The organism is Streptomyces sp. CC0208, assembly GCF_003443735.1.
Classification (GTDB): domain Bacteria; phylum Actinomycetota; class Actinomycetes; order Streptomycetales; family Streptomycetaceae; genus Streptomyces; species Streptomyces sviceus.
The window spans coordinates 3,133,957-3,148,526 of sequence record NZ_CP031969.1; the positions used below are offsets into that span (position 1 = coordinate 3,133,957).

Consider the following 14,570-nt stretch of genomic DNA (forward strand, 5'->3'; position numbering starts at 1 on the left):
AGAGTGGTGAGAAGGCCCTGCTGCGTACGTCCGTGTGACGCGGGCCTGCCGGGCTTGACACGCCACGGCCTCACCCCATCGTACGTTGCCTGCCGGGTGGAGGCTTGCCGGGCTCAGTGCCCGGTGGGCCCGGACGCCGGCTTCGCGCCCTTTTTCAGGAAGCCCATGTCCTCGTAGACCGGCGTCTGGAATCCGAAGGAACCGGCGTTGACCACGTTCTTCTTCACGGCCGTCAGCTGGGGCCGCTGGTACAGCGGGATGGATCCGGCGGCGGCCCAGATCCGGGCGTCCGCCTTGCGGATCAGGCTCCGGCTCTTCCCCTCGTCGAGCGTGGCGACGGCCTGGTCGAAGAGCTGGTCCACCTGGTCGGTGCCCACCCGGGTGTAGTTCTGCTCGACGTTCAGCGACCCGTCCGCGGCCGGCACCGGCTTGGCGAAGATGGGGCGGGCGTCGGTGGCGGGGAAGGCGGACGCGGGCCAGGAGTACAGCGCGAGGTCGTACTGCCCCGACGCGATGTGGTCCTTGAAGTAGCTCTTGTCGGAGACCTTGGAGATCTCGGTCCGGATGCCGACCTTCTCCAGCATCGCGGAGATCCGCCCGGCCACCGTGCGCAGCGGTCCGGACCCCGGGCCGGACGGGAGCACGAACCGCAGGGCGAGCGCCTTGCCGTTCTTGGCCAGCACCTTCGTCGCCGCGTCGGCGGGAGCCGCCGTGCCCTTGGGGGCGTACGCCCCCGGCGCGCTGCCCTGCTTCAGCTTGTTCGCGTACTGCTTGCCGTCCTGGGCGAGATGGCGCGGGCTGTCCCCGCTCCCGCGGTGGTCCTTGGGGTCCTGGTCGTCGCTCTTGTCGTCCTCGCCGACGATGTACGTTCCGTCGTCCCCGTCCGCGGATTCCCGCTTGGCCTTGTGGCCCTCGGTCCCCGCCGCCTTGTCGCCCTTCTTCTTCTCCTTCTCGACCGGTCCGCCGGGCACCCAGCCGGCGTCCGCGAGCAGCGCCCGGGCCTCCTTGGCGTCCTGGCCGCCGAGGGCGCCGCTGTTGTCGGCGTAGGCGTCCTGGCCGGAGAGCGCGAGGTGGCTGCCGACGGGCACGGCGGGCAGCCCGAGCGGCGTGAGGACGACACCGGCCAGCGCCTTGCGGTCGATGGCGCGGGCCACGGCCCGGCGCACCCGCTCGTCGGCGAGCGGGCCCGAGGCGCCGTTGAGGGCGAGCTGGGTGTAGGCGGGCTCCAGGGACCTGCGGACCTCGTACCCCTTCAGGGCCGCCTGCTCACGCTCGTACGCGGCGAGTGCCCTGCGCTTCTTCTGCGAAGCGCTGAGCTCGTCGTCGGCCGCCTCCTCGTCGTCCTCGTGTGCGAGGGCCCAGGAGCGCAGCGCGTCGGCGGCTCCCAGGTTGCTGCCCGAGGGGCGGGCGGGCCGTCCGCCCGGACCCGCGACCGGGCCGGCGACCGGGCCGGCGCCGGGCGTGGCTCCGGCGCGGGCGGCGAGGCTGATGCGGCCGAGGGCCTCGGGGTCGACCTCGCCGAGCTCGATCGAGCCGGCGGCCAGCGCGGTGGCCCGCTTGTCGCGCGGTACGGCGCGCAGCACGATCTCGTTCAGCTTGGCGGGGTGGCCCCACCAGCGCGGATTGCGGGTGAGGGTGATCTCGTCGTCCTTGCGGTCGACCTTCTTCACCTGGAAGGGACCCGCGGTGACCTTGAGCTTCTTGCGGGCGGAGTCGTTGAAGGCGTCCGGGGTGCCCATGACGTCCTTCGGATACAGCGGCGAGAACAGCGAGCGCCAGTCGGCGTACGGCCGCGCGAAGGTGACCTTGACCTCCAGGTCGTTGGCCCCGCGTTCGATCTTCGCGATGCGCTCGTAGCCGGCGTTGCGGGCGGTCCAGTACGCGGAGTCCTTGCCGGACAGGGCGCGCCACTGGGCGGCGAAGTCGGCGGCGCCGATCTCCCGGCCGTCGCTCCACACGGCCTGCTGGTTCAGCTTGTACAGCACGACCTGCTTCGGCTCGGTCTCGACGACCTTGGCCGACTCCAGGTAGTCGGGGTTGATCTGCGGCCGCCCGTTCGCGTCGAGCCGGTACATGGAGGGCAGGACCGCCTGGGCGACGGTCGTGGTGGTCGCGTCGGCGTCCGCCTGGAAGGTGTTCAGGGTGTCCGGGACGGCGTCCACGGCCCAGTGCAGGGTGCCGCCGTCGGCGACCCGGTCGCGGGCGGCGGGCGCGATGTCCTGCTCCGCGAGCGGCTTGCTCCCCTTGTCCTCGGAACTGCACCCGGAGAGCGCGGTCACCGCGAGCGCGCCCGCGGTGAGGAAGACGACCGAGCGCGTGACCGCGCGCAGTGCGACGCCGTTGTGGGACATCTCTGCTTACCTCCGGGAGCCGCGGGCGTTATGATCACTTTTGGCGGTATATGGAGCTGATCACATCTATTGCGGCCACTGAAGAGGAAAGGGTTCGGCAACGGACGGCGACACGGCGACAACGACCGGGAAGCCCACCCGTGCGGCGCAATCGACGGCGCACGAGGGGCGCGCACGGAGGCACACGATCCGCCAATCCATGCACGTCCCTTCACACCAGCAGGTGTGACGCGCAACACTCGCAGGCGCATGACCGTTCCCGTCCAGGGCATCCCCGCCCACGGAAGTGAGGTCACGTCATGTCCGTGAACGACGAACTGGCAGCGGCCCAGCGCTCGCTCGACGAGGTGCTGAGGTACGTCAAGCGCCTGGAGCAGCAGCTGGGCAGCGGCGGTCTGGAGATGCGCCGAGTGCGGATCGACGCCGACCGCCTGCGCGAGAGCCTCGCGCTGCTGAGGGAGACCGACCCGGCGCTCGCCAAGGCCCGCCGCCCGGATCTCGTCTCCATCTCCGACACCCCGTACGACAACACCCTGTGGACGGACTCGGACGACGAGGGACTCGGCGCCCGCGACCGCCGAGCCCCCTGAACCCGACCGGAGTCAAGCGTTGGCCACTGGTACGGAACCTCCCGACACCGAATCCCATACCGTGAGCGGCGGCGTACGCACCGGTACGCGCGCCGCGATCGACGCCCCGCACCTGCGCACCGACCGCTGGTGGCTGGCGCCCGCGGCCACGGCCGCGGGGCTGCTCGCCTTCATCGTGTACTCGACCTGGCGGGCCTTCGCCGACACGGACTACTACGCGGCCCCGTACGTCTCGCCGTTCTACTCCCCCTGCCTGGCCGAGCGCTGCGCGCCCATGCGCCACGGCCCCAACTGGGAGCTCTTCGGCAGCTGGTGGGCCATCTCCCCCGCGATCATCATCCTGATCTTCCCGCTCGGCTTCCGGCTGACCTGCTACTACTACCGCAAGGCCTACTACCGGGGCTTCTGGGCGTCCCCGCCGGCCTGCGCGGTGGCCGAGCCGCACAAGAAGTACACCGGTGAGACCCGCTTCCCGCTGATCCTGCAGAACATCCACCGGTACTTCTTCTACGCCGCGATCGTGGTCGCCGGCATCCTGACCTACGACACCGTGCTCTCGTTCCGCAACGAGAAGTACGAGTGGGGCCACATGGGCCTCGGCACCCTGGTGTTCCTGGTCAACATCGTGCTGATCTGGGCTTACACGATCTCGTGCCACTCCTGCCGGCACATCGTCGGCGGCAAGCTCAGGCACTTCTCCAAGCACCCCGTGCGCTACAAGGCGTGGCAGTTCGTCGGGAAGCTCAACGCCCGCCACATGCTGCTCGCCTGGGCGTCGCTGGTGAGCGTGGCGCTCGCCGACTTCTACGTCTTCCTGGTCGCCTCCGGCGCTTTCGACGATCCGAGGTTTTTCTGATGTCCGTGGTCGACCGGCAGGAATGGGACGTCGTCGTGGTCGGCGCGGGCGGTGCCGGACTGCGGGCCGCCATCGAGGCCCGCGAGCGCGGTGCCCGTACCGCCGTCATCTGCAAGTCGCTGTTCGGCAAGGCGCACACCGTGATGGCCGAGGGCGGCATCGCGGCCAGCATGGGCAACGCCAACGCGAACGACAACTGGCAGGTCCACTTCCGCGACACCATGCGCGGCGGAAAGTTCCTCAACCAGTGGCGGATGGCCGAACTGCACGCCCAGGAGGCCCCGGACCGGGTCTGGGAGCTGGAGACCTGGGGCGCCCTGTTCGACCGCACCAAGGACGGCCGGATCTCCCAGCGCAACTTCGGCGGCCACGAGTACCCGCGCCTCGCCCACGTCGGCGACCGCACGGGCCTCGAACTGATCCGCACCCTCCAGCAGAAGATCGTCTCGCTCCAGCAGGAGGACAAGAAGGAGACCGGCGACTACGAGTCCCGCCTGAAGGTCTACCAGGAGTGCACGGTCACGCGGGTCCTGAAGGACGGGAGCCGCGTCTCCGGTGTCTTCGCCTACGACCGTGAGACCGGCCGTTTCTTCGTCCTGGAAGCCCCGGCCGTGGTGATCGCGACCGGTGGCATCGGCAAGTCCTTCAAGGTGACGTCGAACTCGTGGGAGTACACCGGCGACGGCCATGCGCTGGCCCTGCTCGCGGGCGCACCCCTGCTGAACATGGAGTTCGTGCAGTTCCACCCGACCGGCATGGTCTGGCCCCCGTCGGTGAAGGGCATCCTCGTCACCGAGTCGGTCCGCGGCGACGGCGGGGTGCTCAGGAACTCCGAGGGCAAGCGGTTCATGTTCGAGTACATCCCCGACGTCTTCAAGGAGAAGTACGCCCAGTCGGAGGAGGAGGGCGACCGCTGGTACGAGGACCCGGACAACAACCGGCGCCCGCCCGAGCTGCTCCCCCGCGACGAGGTGGCCCGCGCGATCAACTCCGAGGTGAAGGCCGGCCGGGGCTCTCCGCACGGCGGGGTCTTCCTGGACGTCTCGACGCGGATGCCCGCCGAGGTGATCCGGCGCCGACTGCCGTCCATGTACCACCAGTTCAAGGAGCTGGCCGACGTCGACATCACCGCTGAGCCGATGGAGGTCGGGCCGACCTGTCACTACGTGATGGGCGGTGTCGCGGTCGAGTCGGACACAGCCGAGGCGCGCGGGGTGCCGGGGCTGTTCGCGGCCGGTGAGGTCGCGGGCGGTATGCACGGCTCGAACCGGCTCGGCGGCAACTCCCTGTCCGACCTGCTGGTCTTCGGACGCCGGGCGGGCTGGCACGCGGCGGAGTACGCGACCGCTCTCGCGGCGGCACGTCCACCCGTGGACGAGGCCCAGGTCGACGCGGCGGCGGCCGAGGCGCTGCGGCCCTTCTCGGCGGAGGGCGCGGAGCCCGCCGTAGGACCTCCGGAGAACCCGTACACCCTGCACCAGGAGCTCCAGCAGGCGATGAACGACCTGGTCGGCATCATCCGCCGCGAGGGCGAGATGGAGCAGGCCCTGGAGAAGCTCGCGGATCTTCGGGTACGGGCCCGGCGGGCCGGGGTCGAGGGGCACCGGCAGTTCAACCCGGGCTGGCACCTCGCGCTGGACCTCAGAAACATGCTGCTGGTCAGCGAGTGTGTGGCCCGGGCCGCGCTGGAGCGGACCGAGTCGCGCGGCGGGCACACCCGCGAGGACCATCCGGCGATGGACCGCAAGTGGCGCAACATCAACCTGCTGTGCCAACTGACCGATCCGACGGGCGGGTTGGCGGCGACCGACCCCGTCCGGGGCCAGATCGACCTCACCCGCGAGACCACCGACCCCATCCGCGCCGACCTGCTCGCCCTCTTCGACAAGGAGGAGCTGGTCAAGTACCTCGCCGAAGAGGAGCTGTACGAATGAGCGGCTACACGGCCCACTTCAAGGTGTGGCGGGGCGATGTGAAGGGCGGCGGCCTGGAGGACTTCAAGGTCGAGGTCAACGACGGCGAGGTGGTCCTTGACATCATCCACCGCCTCCAGGCCACCCAGGCGCCCGATCTCGCCGTTCGCTGGAACTGCAAGGCGGGCAAGTGCGGTTCGTGCTCGGCGGAGATCAACGGGCGGCCGAGGCTGATGTGCATGACCCGCATGTCGGTCTTCACCCCGGAGGAGACGATCACCGTCACTCCCCTGCGCGCCTTCCCCGTCGTCCGGGACCTGGTCACGAACGTCGGCTTCAACTACCAGAAGGCGCGCGAGGTCCCGGCGTTCGTGCCGCCGCCGGATCTCGGGCCCGGCGAGTACCGGATGATGCAGGAGGACGTGGACCGCTCGCAGGAGTTCCGCAAGTGCATCGAGTGCTTCCTGTGCCAGGACACCTGCCATGTCGTCCGCGACCACGAGGAGAACAAGACCGCGTTCGCGGGCCCGCGCTTCCTCATGCGGGTGGCGGAGCTGGACATGCACCCGCTGGACGCGGCCGAGGAGTCCGGCCTGGACCGCAAGAAGACGGCCCAGGACGAACACGGCCTCGGCTACTGCAACATCACCAAGTGCTGCACGGAGGTCTGCCCCGAGGGCATCAAGATCACGGACAACGCGCTGATCCCCCTGAAGGAAAGGGCCGTCGACCGCAAGTACGACCCGCTGGTGTGGCTGGGGTCGAAGATCAGGAGGAGGTCTTCGTAGCCCTGCCCGGCTTCAGGGCCCGCCGCTGGACGCACAGCCCGGCGGCGAACACGGCCATGCCGCTCATCGCGACGGGGAAGTTGCCCATGCCGGGCCCCTGGAGCGGGCCGACGAAGAGATACGTGCCGATCCCGGCCAAGGAGACCAGGGTGCCGTAGCCCCACACACGGGGCCGCAGCACCTCGGCCCGCCCCGGTCGTCAGGACCAGTACCGCGAGGAGCACCAGCGTCTCGTGCATGCCGATCATCGTCGCACGAGCTCCAACGCCCTGACCAGGGAAGGGCGCAGGGCGAGGTGGGGTCACCCGCGGACCCAGTCCCTCTCGTAGGCCGTCCAGTCAGACTCCTTCGCCGCGAAGTCGACGTACAGTGCCACGCCGAAGTTCGGGCGGTGCGCGTCCGTGCGGGAGAGGCCGAGGCGGACGCCCCGGACGGCCGCGGGGACGGTCTCGGCGTGGGCCCAGTGGTCGAAGTTGTTCTCGCGGTAGAAGGGGAGGCCCATCAGCAGGTCGGTGGACTCGGGGGTGACCTCGAGGGCCAGGGAGGTCTGCTGGGCGACATAGCCGCCGTAGAGGCTCTCCAGTGGCGTGCTCGTGTCGTACGACATCACCGCGATCTGGTCGACCCGGCGCGCGACCTGGCCGAAGTATGCCTGCGACCACCACTTGGGGTGCCCGGCGAGCGTCCCCGCGACGGAGTGCAGCGCGGGCAGCGGGTCGATCTGGTGGGCGGCGACCGAGAGGGGGACGCCGTGGGCGCGGGTGACTTGGTGGAGGGCGTCGAGGAGGTCGAGGTAGTGCTCGTCGCCGGAGTGCAGGGGCTCCAGGTCGAAGTGGGCGCCGTCGAACCCGGCGGCGAGGATCTGCCGGGTGGACCGCACGACGGCGGCTCGGGTGTCCTTGTCGGCGAGGCGCATGCCGTCCGGGCTCTCGGTGGCGAGCTTGTCGCCGAGCCAGGCCTGGACGCGGATGCCGGGAGCCGCCTTGTGTACGGCGCCGATCAGCCAGGCCGCCTTCGGGTACGCCGACGCCGGCAGCGTTCCGTCGTGTTCCAGGGGGCCGGCGTGGACGTACAGGTCCCGGATCCCGGTGTCCCTGAGGCGCCGGGCGAGGGCCCTGACGTCGGCGTCGGTCCTGCGGCCGTCCACCCAGGCGTGACCGAGCCAGATCGCGTCCTTGTCGCGGGTGCGGGTGCCGTCGGCGGGATCGCCGGCGTAGTTGAGGCGGAGGGCGACGGCGACGGTCAGGAGGGGCACGAGGACGACGAGCGCGAGCCCGAGAACACCCCGGCGGATCCAGACCCTGCGACGGCGTCTCGGCTTCGGCGCCGGCGCCTCCTTCTCCGCCTCGCCGTCCCCGGCCCCGCCCCCGTCGGCCGGTATGTCCCGCGCCTGTGACATCCACTTCCCCGTCCGCTCGCCGTACCCTCGCCCGTCCCACCCCGCTCGCGCCCCCGCATTCCGCCCCATACGCTCCGAAACGTGACGTCATCCTTGATACGGGGTCGACCGCGGCGGGGCCGCTCGCACATATCCGTGCGGGTGGCGCATACCCTGCTGGGTGTGGTCGCCGGGGTCGTGTGGCTGGTGTTGCCGTGGATGACGATCAACGACGACCCTCCGGTTGCGGGCGCACGGGTCAGCGCCGCCGCCCCGGCCGAGTCCTCCGGCACCGACCTGGTCCTGCCGGTCGCCGTCCTCGTCGTGGTGGTGGCCCTCGCCGCGTACGCCTCGGTCCGCCGGGTACGCCGCACCCGCAGCCGTACGACACCGGCGGCCGCCGGCACGACCCACGTCGGCGCGTACCCCTCCCCCGCGGCCCCGCCCCCGCTCGCCGACCTCGACGACCGTTCCCGGGCCGCGCTGGTCGGCGCCGACAACCGGCTGCGCACCCTGCGCGAGGAAGTCACCTTCGCCGCGGCCGGGGCGGGTCCCGAGGAGCTGGCCCCGTTCCTCAGGGAGGCCGCGGCGGCGGAGGCCGAACTGGCGGCGGCGTGCGCGATACGGCGGCGGTACGAGGAGGGCGTACCCGAGGAGGCGGCCGCCCTCGCCGGGGTGGTGGGGCGCTGCGAGGAGGCCGAGCGGCGGCTGACCGGCGCGGCGGAGGGCCTGCGCGCCCTGCGGGGGCTGGACCGCGACCCGGCCGCGGCCCTGGCGTCGGCCGAGACCCGCTTCCGCGAACTGACCGCCCGCACGGCCGGGGCGGACACCGCGCTCACGGACGACTCCGTCACCGGGTACCTCGAACTGGCCAAGGACAGCCTGGTCACCGCCACCGTCGACCTCAACCGGACCCACCAGGCCACCGCCTCGGGCCGGCCGGAGGACGCGGCCCAGCACCTCCGCGCGGCGGAGACCGCGATCGCCCGGGCGGACGTGCTGGTGACGGCCATGACCCGGCTGCGCGAGGCGCGCACCGAGGCCGCCGGGCTGATCCCGGCCGCCCTCACGGGCGCGGAGGCGGAACTGGCCCCCTTCCGCGACGGCACCGCGTACGAGGGCGAGACCTATGCCCGGCTCGTGCACGCCGACGCGGTCCTGGCCGCCGTACGACAGGAGACGACGTCCGGACAGCCGTACGACCCGCTCGGCGTCCTGCGCCGGATCGTGCACGCGACCGCGCCCCTGGCGACCGGCCGGTCCGGGGTGCTCCCGGTGGCCGCGCTGCTGGTCGCCCGGGAGTCCGTGGCCGCGGCGGACGACTACGTCACCGTCCACCGCGAGGCGGTCGGTGCCGCGCCCCGCGTCCTGCTGTCGCCGGCACGGCTCACCGACGATCTCCCGCGGGCCGACGACCTGGCCCGCGAGGCGCGCGACCTCGCCGAACGGGACGTACGGCTGCGCGGGCACCCCGCCTAGAGCAGGCTCGGGACTCAGAACAGGCTGAGCAGTGCCTCCGCCGGGTCCACCATGCCGTTCTCCCCGTCCGGCAGCGGCAGTTCGAACCACACCGTCTTGCCGCGCGGGGTGCGCCGGGATCCCCAGGCCGCGCTGAGCAGGCCGACCAGTTGCAGGCCCCGGCCGCCCTCGTCGGTGTCGCGGGCGCGACGGCGGCGCGGCTGGACGAGGCCGGAGTCCCAGACCTCGCAGACCAGGGTGCGGTCCAGCAGGAGCCGTAGCCGGATGTCGCCCTCGCCGTACCGCAGGGCGTTGGTGACCAGCTCGCTGACCAGGAGTTCCGTGGTGTCGACCAGGGGTTCCAGGTCCCAGCTGAGCAGCTGCCCGCGGGCGTATTCCCGGGCCCGGCCCACGCTGCGCGGCTCGCGCGGGAGCGTCCAGTCTCCGACCGAGTCCGCGGGCAGGCCCTGGACACGTGCCATCAGCAGCGCGATGTCGTCCTCGCCGTGCAGGGTGTCGAGGGTGTTGAGGACGTGGTCGCAGACGTCCTCCAGCGGGGCGGAGGGGTCGGTGAGCGCTCCTACGAAGGCCTGCAGTCCTTCGTCGAGGGGGTGATCGCGGCTTTCGACCAGTCCATCCGTGTAGAGCGCGAGCAGGGCGCCTTCGGGTAGTTCGACCTCGACCTCCTCGAAGGGCTCGCCGCCGACGCCGAGCGGCATGCCGGGCGGTACGTCGAGCATCAGGGCGTCCTCGCCGGGTTCGACCAGCACGGGCGGGAGGTGGCCCGCGTTGGCGAAGGTGCAGCGGCGGGTCACCGAGTCGTAGACGGCGTAGACGCAGGTCGCCAGGTACACCTCGGAGAGGTCCGCCTCGCGGGGGCGGCGGGCCGCGCGGGTGGCCTGCTGGACGCCGCCGGGGGCGCCGAGACCGCGGGCGATCTCGTCCAACGCGGAGAGGACTTCGGCCGGTTCGAGGTCCAGGAGGGCCAGGGTCCGGACGGCGGAGCGCAGTTCGCCCATCGCCACCGCCGCGCGCAGACCACGGCCCATGACGTCGCCGACCACCAACGCCGTGCGGTGTCCGGGCAGTTCGATGACGTCGAACCAGTCGCCGCCGACCTCGCTGGGGCGGTCCGCGGAGGAGTTGCCGGGCAGATAGCGGCAGGCGATGTCGAGGCCGGAGGCGACCGGGTCGCCGGGCGGCAGCAGGGACCGCTGCAGTATCAGCGCCCGTTCGTGCTCCCGCCGGTACAGGCGCGCGTTGTCGATACAGACCGCCGCCCGCGCGGCCAGTTCCACCGCCAGATCCCGGTCCCGGTCCCCGAACGGCTCGCTGCCCTTCGTCCGGGAGAACTGCGCGAGTCCTACGACGGTGTCGTGGGCGACCATCGGCACCGCGAGCGTGGACTGCACGAGGCCGCCGTCCTCGGCCGGGATGTACTGCGGGCGGGCGGTGCGCAGGGCGTCCGCGCAGGGTGAGTTGAAGGGGTAGTGGTGGACCGCGCCGACCGAGACGGGGGCGCCGGAGCCGGCGAAGGGGGCGTCGGAGACCGCGCTGGCGAAGGCGACCCGGCGCAGTTCGGCGCTGCCGTCGGCGAGCCCGGGCGGGGTCTCGTCGCCGGCCAGCAGGCCCTGGTAGAGGTCGACGGTGGCCAGGTCGCAGAAGCCGGGGACGACGACGTCGAGGAGTTCGCGGGCCGTGGTCTCCAGGTCGAGCGAGTTCCCTATGCGGGCCCCGGCCTCGTTCAGGAGGGCGAGGTTGCGGCGGGCGGCCGCGGCCTCGCGGGCGGCGGCGCGGCGGGCGGTGATGTCTGTTCCCAGCCAGGCGATGCCGATGGGCCGGCCGGACCCGCTGCGCACCCGGTACAGGTTGATGGACCAGTGCCGGCGCTCGTCGGAGCCCGGAAGAAAGCCCGTCACGTGCATGTCCGTGATGGAGTCGCCGGTCTCCAGGACCCGGCGCAGGGTCGCGCTGACCCGCTCGGCCTCGGGGCGCGGCAGATAGTCGTGGACCCCCTTGCCCCGGTGGTCGTCCGGGCTGCCGCCGAACAGGGAGGCGAAGCGGTAGTTGACGCGGCGAACCCGCAGCTCGGGGTCGATCAGCACAAATCCGAAGGGAGATTGACCGAAAATCGCCTGCGAGGCGGCGAGGTCGGTCTCGATGCTGCGCAGGGTGCGCACATCGACGACGATGCAGACGGCGGCCTTCTCGCCCTCCTCGGTCCGCGTCGGCATGACGTAGACCTCGGCGAGACCCTCCCGGCCGCACTCGCCCTCGCCCGCCGACGGGGGCACCCGGAAGGGGACCACGCCGGTCCACTCGCGGCCGTCCAGAATCTCCGCCATCTTGCGCTGGCCCTGCGCGCGCAGGTCCGAGTCGATGAAGGCCTCGATGGGGTCCATGCCGACGGCGTGCTCGGCGGGGATGCCGAAAAGCTGCTCCGCGCGCAGGCTCCACTGGTCGACGAGACCGTCGGGGCCTATGGAGAAGGACGCGACCTTGATGTAGTCGTAGATCGAGCCGGGCGGGCTGCTCTGCCACATGGCGTCACCGGACGGCCCGTCACCGTGACGGACCTGTGCCACGTCAGCATCCGCGGCCTCCGCCCTCGCGCCGCCCGACGGGTCCTTCGACTCCGTGGCCTTCGCTGGTATCTCGCTCACGCGAACCGTCCCCTCCAGCTCACCGCGTCCGGTACCGGTCACCGGGGGCGGCTGCCCGCAGTATCCAGCACTACGGCGCCGCACAACACGGTGTTCACGATCACAGCACGATCCCGACGGTTTTCGGTCCGGGCTGCGACAACACTTCCAGTCTTCTAACCAGCGGACACGACGTCGAATCACGTCTGCCGACAACCGCCACTGGCCTGAACCAGTCAGTGGACAGCGGGAGGGGTGCCGTACAGCGATTTCCGGCGCTCTCGGCCTTCTCCACCTGGATCAGATCCTGGTCATCGCGGCATCGAGAGTTCGAACCAGACCGTCTTGCCCGTCACACCGGGGCGGGTGCCCCAGCGGTCGGCGGCGTGGGCGACCAGTTGCAGGCCGCGGCCGCTCTCGTCGTCCAGGTCGGCGACGCGTGCGCGGGGCGGGTCGGGCAGGGGGTCGGAGACCTCGACCAGGAGGACGCCGTCGATGCCTTCGGGGCGGACCAGCCGGACGCCGATGGGGCCGGTGGCGTGCCGCAGGGAGTTGGTCACCAGCTCACTGACCAGCAGGGCGGCGATGTCGGCGAGGCCGTCGAGATTCCAGGCGGTCAGCCGGTTCCGGACGGCCGTCCGGGCTGCGCGCACGGCACCCGGGTCCGCCGGGAAAGTCCACTTGGCGCAGTCGCCTTCGGTGTCGATCACGCCGATCACTTCCCGGGCCAGCCCATGTCCGCTTTCGTGGGGTTAAGGGGCACATACCCGATATCAGGGCCGCGGTACCGTGCCGAATGGCGTAAGTAGGGGCGCCTAAGAGCTCGGGGGATTCCGTCGGGGGGCGGGTGCGGGTGCATCGTGGCTTGTCGCGCAGCTCCCCGCGCCCCTGAAAGCCCTCAGTGCACCGATTGCTTCCACGTCCTGGTCGAGCCAGTTCACGTCCCAGACGTCGTCCGGCGCCAGCCAGCGCAGTTCGTCGTGGTCCTGCAAGGGCTTGGGGTCGGCCGAACCCGGGAGCAAGCGGACCCGCCATGCCTGAAGGATGTACGGGGGCTTCAGCGGCCACTCGCCGGGGACCCGCTCCAGCACCTCGGCCTCTACGCCCAGTTCCTCGCGCAGTTCACGGGACAGAGCCTCCTCCGGGCTCTCCCCCTCCTCCACCTTGCCGCCCGGCAGCTCCCAGCGGCCGGCGAGTTCGGCGGGCGCGCTGCGGCGGGCCGCGAGGAGGCGGTCGCCGTCGTAGAGGGCGGCCGCCACCACGATCCGTTCCGTCATGCGCCGGAGCCTACGGGAGGCTCCGTCAGTCGGCCGAACTCGCGCCGTTCGGGCCGATGCGCTCGACCCAGTAGAGCTGTTTGTGGCCGCGGGCATCGAGACTGTCAGCGATCTTCTGGGCCTCGGCCCGGGTCGCGTACCTGCCCACGCGGTAGCGATTGCCGTTGTCGTCCTGTCGTATGACGAGCCAGGGAAGAGTGATCGTGCCGTCGTTCATTGCGCCCCACCGCTCCTTCCCGACCTGCGTCGAGCCCCACCCGATAAGGAAACCGCACTCCGCATATGCCCGAGCCTACGCCCAACCTTTACGCAGCGAACACGCGTTTTCACAAAGAGGTACGCAACCAGCCAGGACGGACTCCTCCGGCAGGGGCGCGCACCGCTGAACACGCCCCCGGTGGACGGCGATGCCTCCGGTCGGGGACGCCTTGGACACAGCGCTGTCGACCTGCGAGAACGGCCGGATTCGAACGGCGTTCGCCTGCGGGCCGGTTGAGTGTTCGCCCCGGGCAACCTCCCCGGGGCGCGCGCTACTTCACCGGAAGGTGGTACGCGACCTGGTAGCGGTCGGCCGGAATGACCACGTCAGCCGTCTCCACCGGGCGGCCCGAGGCGTAGTAGGTGCGATGGACCACCAGGACGACATGCCCGGGGACACCGCCCAGGGCGAGCAGTTCCTCGGCGAGGCCGGGGCGGGCGCCGACCTCCTCGGTGACGTTGTCCACGACGACGTCGATGGCGGCCATGCGCTCCACCACACCCATGCCGCCGAGGGGGCCCTCCTCGGGGAGCATCACCGGAGTGCGCCCGGTGACCGCCAGGGGCTCCCAGGAGGTGGAGAGCATCATCGGCTCACCGGCCTCCCGGAAGAGGTACTTCGTGCACATCACCCGGTCGCCGGGCCGGATGGCGAGCCGCTCGGCGATGCCCGCCGAGGCCTCGGCCTGCCGGCTGCTGGACTCCCAGGTGCCGCGCCCCTCCCCGTCGGCCTGCTCCTGCCGGAAGGGGGTGGCGCCGGAGGCCGGGCGGTAGCCGGAGCGGGCGATACGGCGGGGCACGGGCCGCTCGCGGACGTACGTGCCGGACCCGGAGCGGCCCTCGACCAGCCCCTCGGCCATCAGCACCTTGCGGGCCTCCAGCGCGACGGTGTCCGAGACGCCGTACTCCTCGCGGATCCTGGCCTGGGACGGCAGGCGGGTGTGCGGTGGCAGCGAACCGTCGGCGATCTTCTTGCGGAGATCACCCGCGACACGCAGGTACGCCGGCTGCTCACCGAATGTCACTGGCCGCTCCCATCAGGTTGTACAGACAGCAACA

Annotated in this window: 13 protein-coding genes; 5 read left to right on the forward strand and 8 right to left on the reverse strand. The window is 71.4% G+C overall.

The features are described 5' to 3' along the window. Positions 1–113 precede the first annotated feature (113 nt). The gene (locus D1369_RS14090) at positions 114–2,351 is read right to left on the reverse strand and encodes an ABC transporter family substrate-binding protein (RefSeq protein ID WP_007384474.1); all 2,238 of its coding nucleotides are present in this window, start codon (positions 2,349–2,351) and stop codon (positions 114–116) included. A 299-nt stretch (positions 2,352–2,650) separates the two neighbouring features. On the opposite strand from D1369_RS14090, the gene D1369_RS14095 reads away from it, so the two are divergent. Genes D1369_RS14095 through D1369_RS14110 form a run of 4 tightly spaced genes read left to right on the forward strand, consistent with a single transcriptional unit; the run spans position 2,651 to position 6,498 of the window. Continuing rightward, positions 2,651–2,941 (forward strand): hypothetical protein, encoded by a 291-nt coding sequence (locus tag D1369_RS14095; RefSeq protein WP_007384473.1) that lies wholly within the window; start codon positions 2,651–2,653, stop codon positions 2,939–2,941. Between the two features lie 19 nt (positions 2,942–2,960). Continuing rightward, positions 2,961–3,797 (forward strand): hypothetical protein, encoded by an 837-nt coding sequence (locus D1369_RS14100; protein WP_007384472.1) that lies wholly within the window; start codon positions 2,961–2,963, stop codon positions 3,795–3,797. Beyond that, positions 3,797–5,731, forward strand: a complete 1,935-nt coding sequence (locus tag D1369_RS14105; protein WP_037901344.1) for a fumarate reductase/succinate dehydrogenase flavoprotein subunit — start codon at positions 3,797–3,799, stop codon at positions 5,729–5,731. The genes D1369_RS14100 and D1369_RS14105 overlap by 1 nt, the downstream gene beginning before the upstream one ends. After that, positions 5,728–6,498 carry a succinate dehydrogenase/fumarate reductase iron-sulfur subunit gene (locus tag D1369_RS14110; RefSeq protein ID WP_007384470.1) on the forward strand — a complete coding sequence of 257 codons (771 nt, stop codon included), beginning with the start codon at positions 5,728–5,730 and terminating at the stop codon, positions 6,496–6,498. The genes D1369_RS14105 and D1369_RS14110 overlap by 4 nt, the downstream gene beginning before the upstream one ends. Here D1369_RS14110 and D1369_RS14115 read toward each other — a convergent pair. Both D1369_RS14115 and D1369_RS14120 read right to left on the reverse strand, forming a co-directional pair. After that, the gene (locus D1369_RS14115; RefSeq protein ID WP_007384469.1) at positions 6,479–6,679 is read right to left on the reverse strand and encodes a hypothetical protein; all 201 of its coding nucleotides are present in this window, start codon (positions 6,677–6,679) and stop codon (positions 6,479–6,481) included. The two genes, D1369_RS14110 and D1369_RS14115, sit on opposite strands and share 20 nt — an antisense overlap. A 120-nt stretch (positions 6,680–6,799) precedes the next feature. Then, the gene (locus D1369_RS14120) at positions 6,800–7,897 is read right to left on the reverse strand and encodes a glycosyl hydrolase family 18 protein (protein WP_037901338.1); all 1,098 of its coding nucleotides are present in this window, start codon (positions 7,895–7,897) and stop codon (positions 6,800–6,802) included. A 141-nt stretch (positions 7,898–8,038) separates the two neighbouring features. Here D1369_RS14120 and D1369_RS14125 point away from each other — a divergent pair, with 141 nt between their 5' ends. Further along, on the forward strand, positions 8,039–9,355 hold the full coding sequence (locus tag D1369_RS14125) for a hypothetical protein (protein WP_240436071.1): 1,317 nt from the start codon (positions 8,039–8,041) through the stop codon (positions 9,353–9,355). Between the two features lie 14 nt (positions 9,356–9,369). Here D1369_RS14125 and D1369_RS14130 read toward each other — a convergent pair whose 3' ends face one another. The 5 genes from D1369_RS14130 to D1369_RS14150 form a co-directional block, all read right to left on the reverse strand. After that, complete coding sequence (locus D1369_RS14130; protein WP_037901334.1) at positions 9,370–11,997, reverse strand: SpoIIE family protein phosphatase; 2,628 nt, start codon at positions 11,995–11,997, stop codon at positions 9,370–9,372. Between the two features lie 290 nt (positions 11,998–12,287). Continuing rightward, positions 12,288–12,695 (reverse strand): ATP-binding protein, encoded by a 408-nt coding sequence (locus D1369_RS14135; protein WP_205574469.1) that lies wholly within the window; start codon positions 12,693–12,695, stop codon positions 12,288–12,290. 96 nt (positions 12,696–12,791) lie between these two features. After that, positions 12,792–13,253 (reverse strand): (deoxy)nucleoside triphosphate pyrophosphohydrolase, encoded by a 462-nt coding sequence (locus D1369_RS14140; protein ID WP_037901332.1) that lies wholly within the window; start codon positions 13,251–13,253, stop codon positions 12,792–12,794. A 25-nt stretch (positions 13,254–13,278) separates the two neighbouring features. Beyond that, positions 13,279–13,470, reverse strand: a complete 192-nt coding sequence (locus tag D1369_RS14145) for an SPOR domain-containing protein (RefSeq protein ID WP_007384464.1) — start codon at positions 13,468–13,470, stop codon at positions 13,279–13,281. Positions 13,471–13,783: 313 nt separating this feature from the next. Continuing rightward, positions 13,784–14,536 carry a GntR family transcriptional regulator gene (locus D1369_RS14150; protein ID WP_007384463.1) on the reverse strand — a complete coding sequence of 251 codons (753 nt, stop codon included), beginning with the start codon at positions 14,534–14,536 and terminating at the stop codon, positions 13,784–13,786. Positions 14,537–14,570 lie beyond the last annotated feature (34 nt).

Excerpts from the sequence above, each read along its gene's own strand:
- D1369_RS14110 (WP_007384470.1), top strand. The coding sequence starts at position 5,728 with ATGAGCGGCTACACGGCCCACTTCAAGGTGTGGCGGGGCGATGTGAAG.
- D1369_RS14090 (WP_007384474.1), bottom strand. The coding sequence starts at position 2,351 with ATGTCCCACAACGGCGTCGCACTGCGCGCGGTCACGCGCTCGGTCGTC.
- D1369_RS14095 (WP_007384473.1), top strand. The coding sequence starts at position 2,651 with ATGTCCGTGAACGACGAACTGGCAGCGGCCCAGCGCTCGCTCGACGAG.
- D1369_RS14105 (WP_037901344.1), top strand. The coding sequence starts at position 3,797 with ATGTCCGTGGTCGACCGGCAGGAATGGGACGTCGTCGTGGTCGGCGCG.
- D1369_RS14140 (WP_037901332.1), bottom strand. The coding sequence starts at position 13,253 with ATGACGGAACGGATCGTGGTGGCGGCCGCCCTCTACGACGGCGACCGC.
- D1369_RS14120 (WP_037901338.1), bottom strand. The coding sequence starts at position 7,897 with ATGTCACAGGCGCGGGACATACCGGCCGACGGGGGCGGGGCCGGGGAC.
- D1369_RS14145 (WP_007384464.1), bottom strand. The coding sequence starts at position 13,470 with ATGAACGACGGCACGATCACTCTTCCCTGGCTCGTCATACGACAGGAC.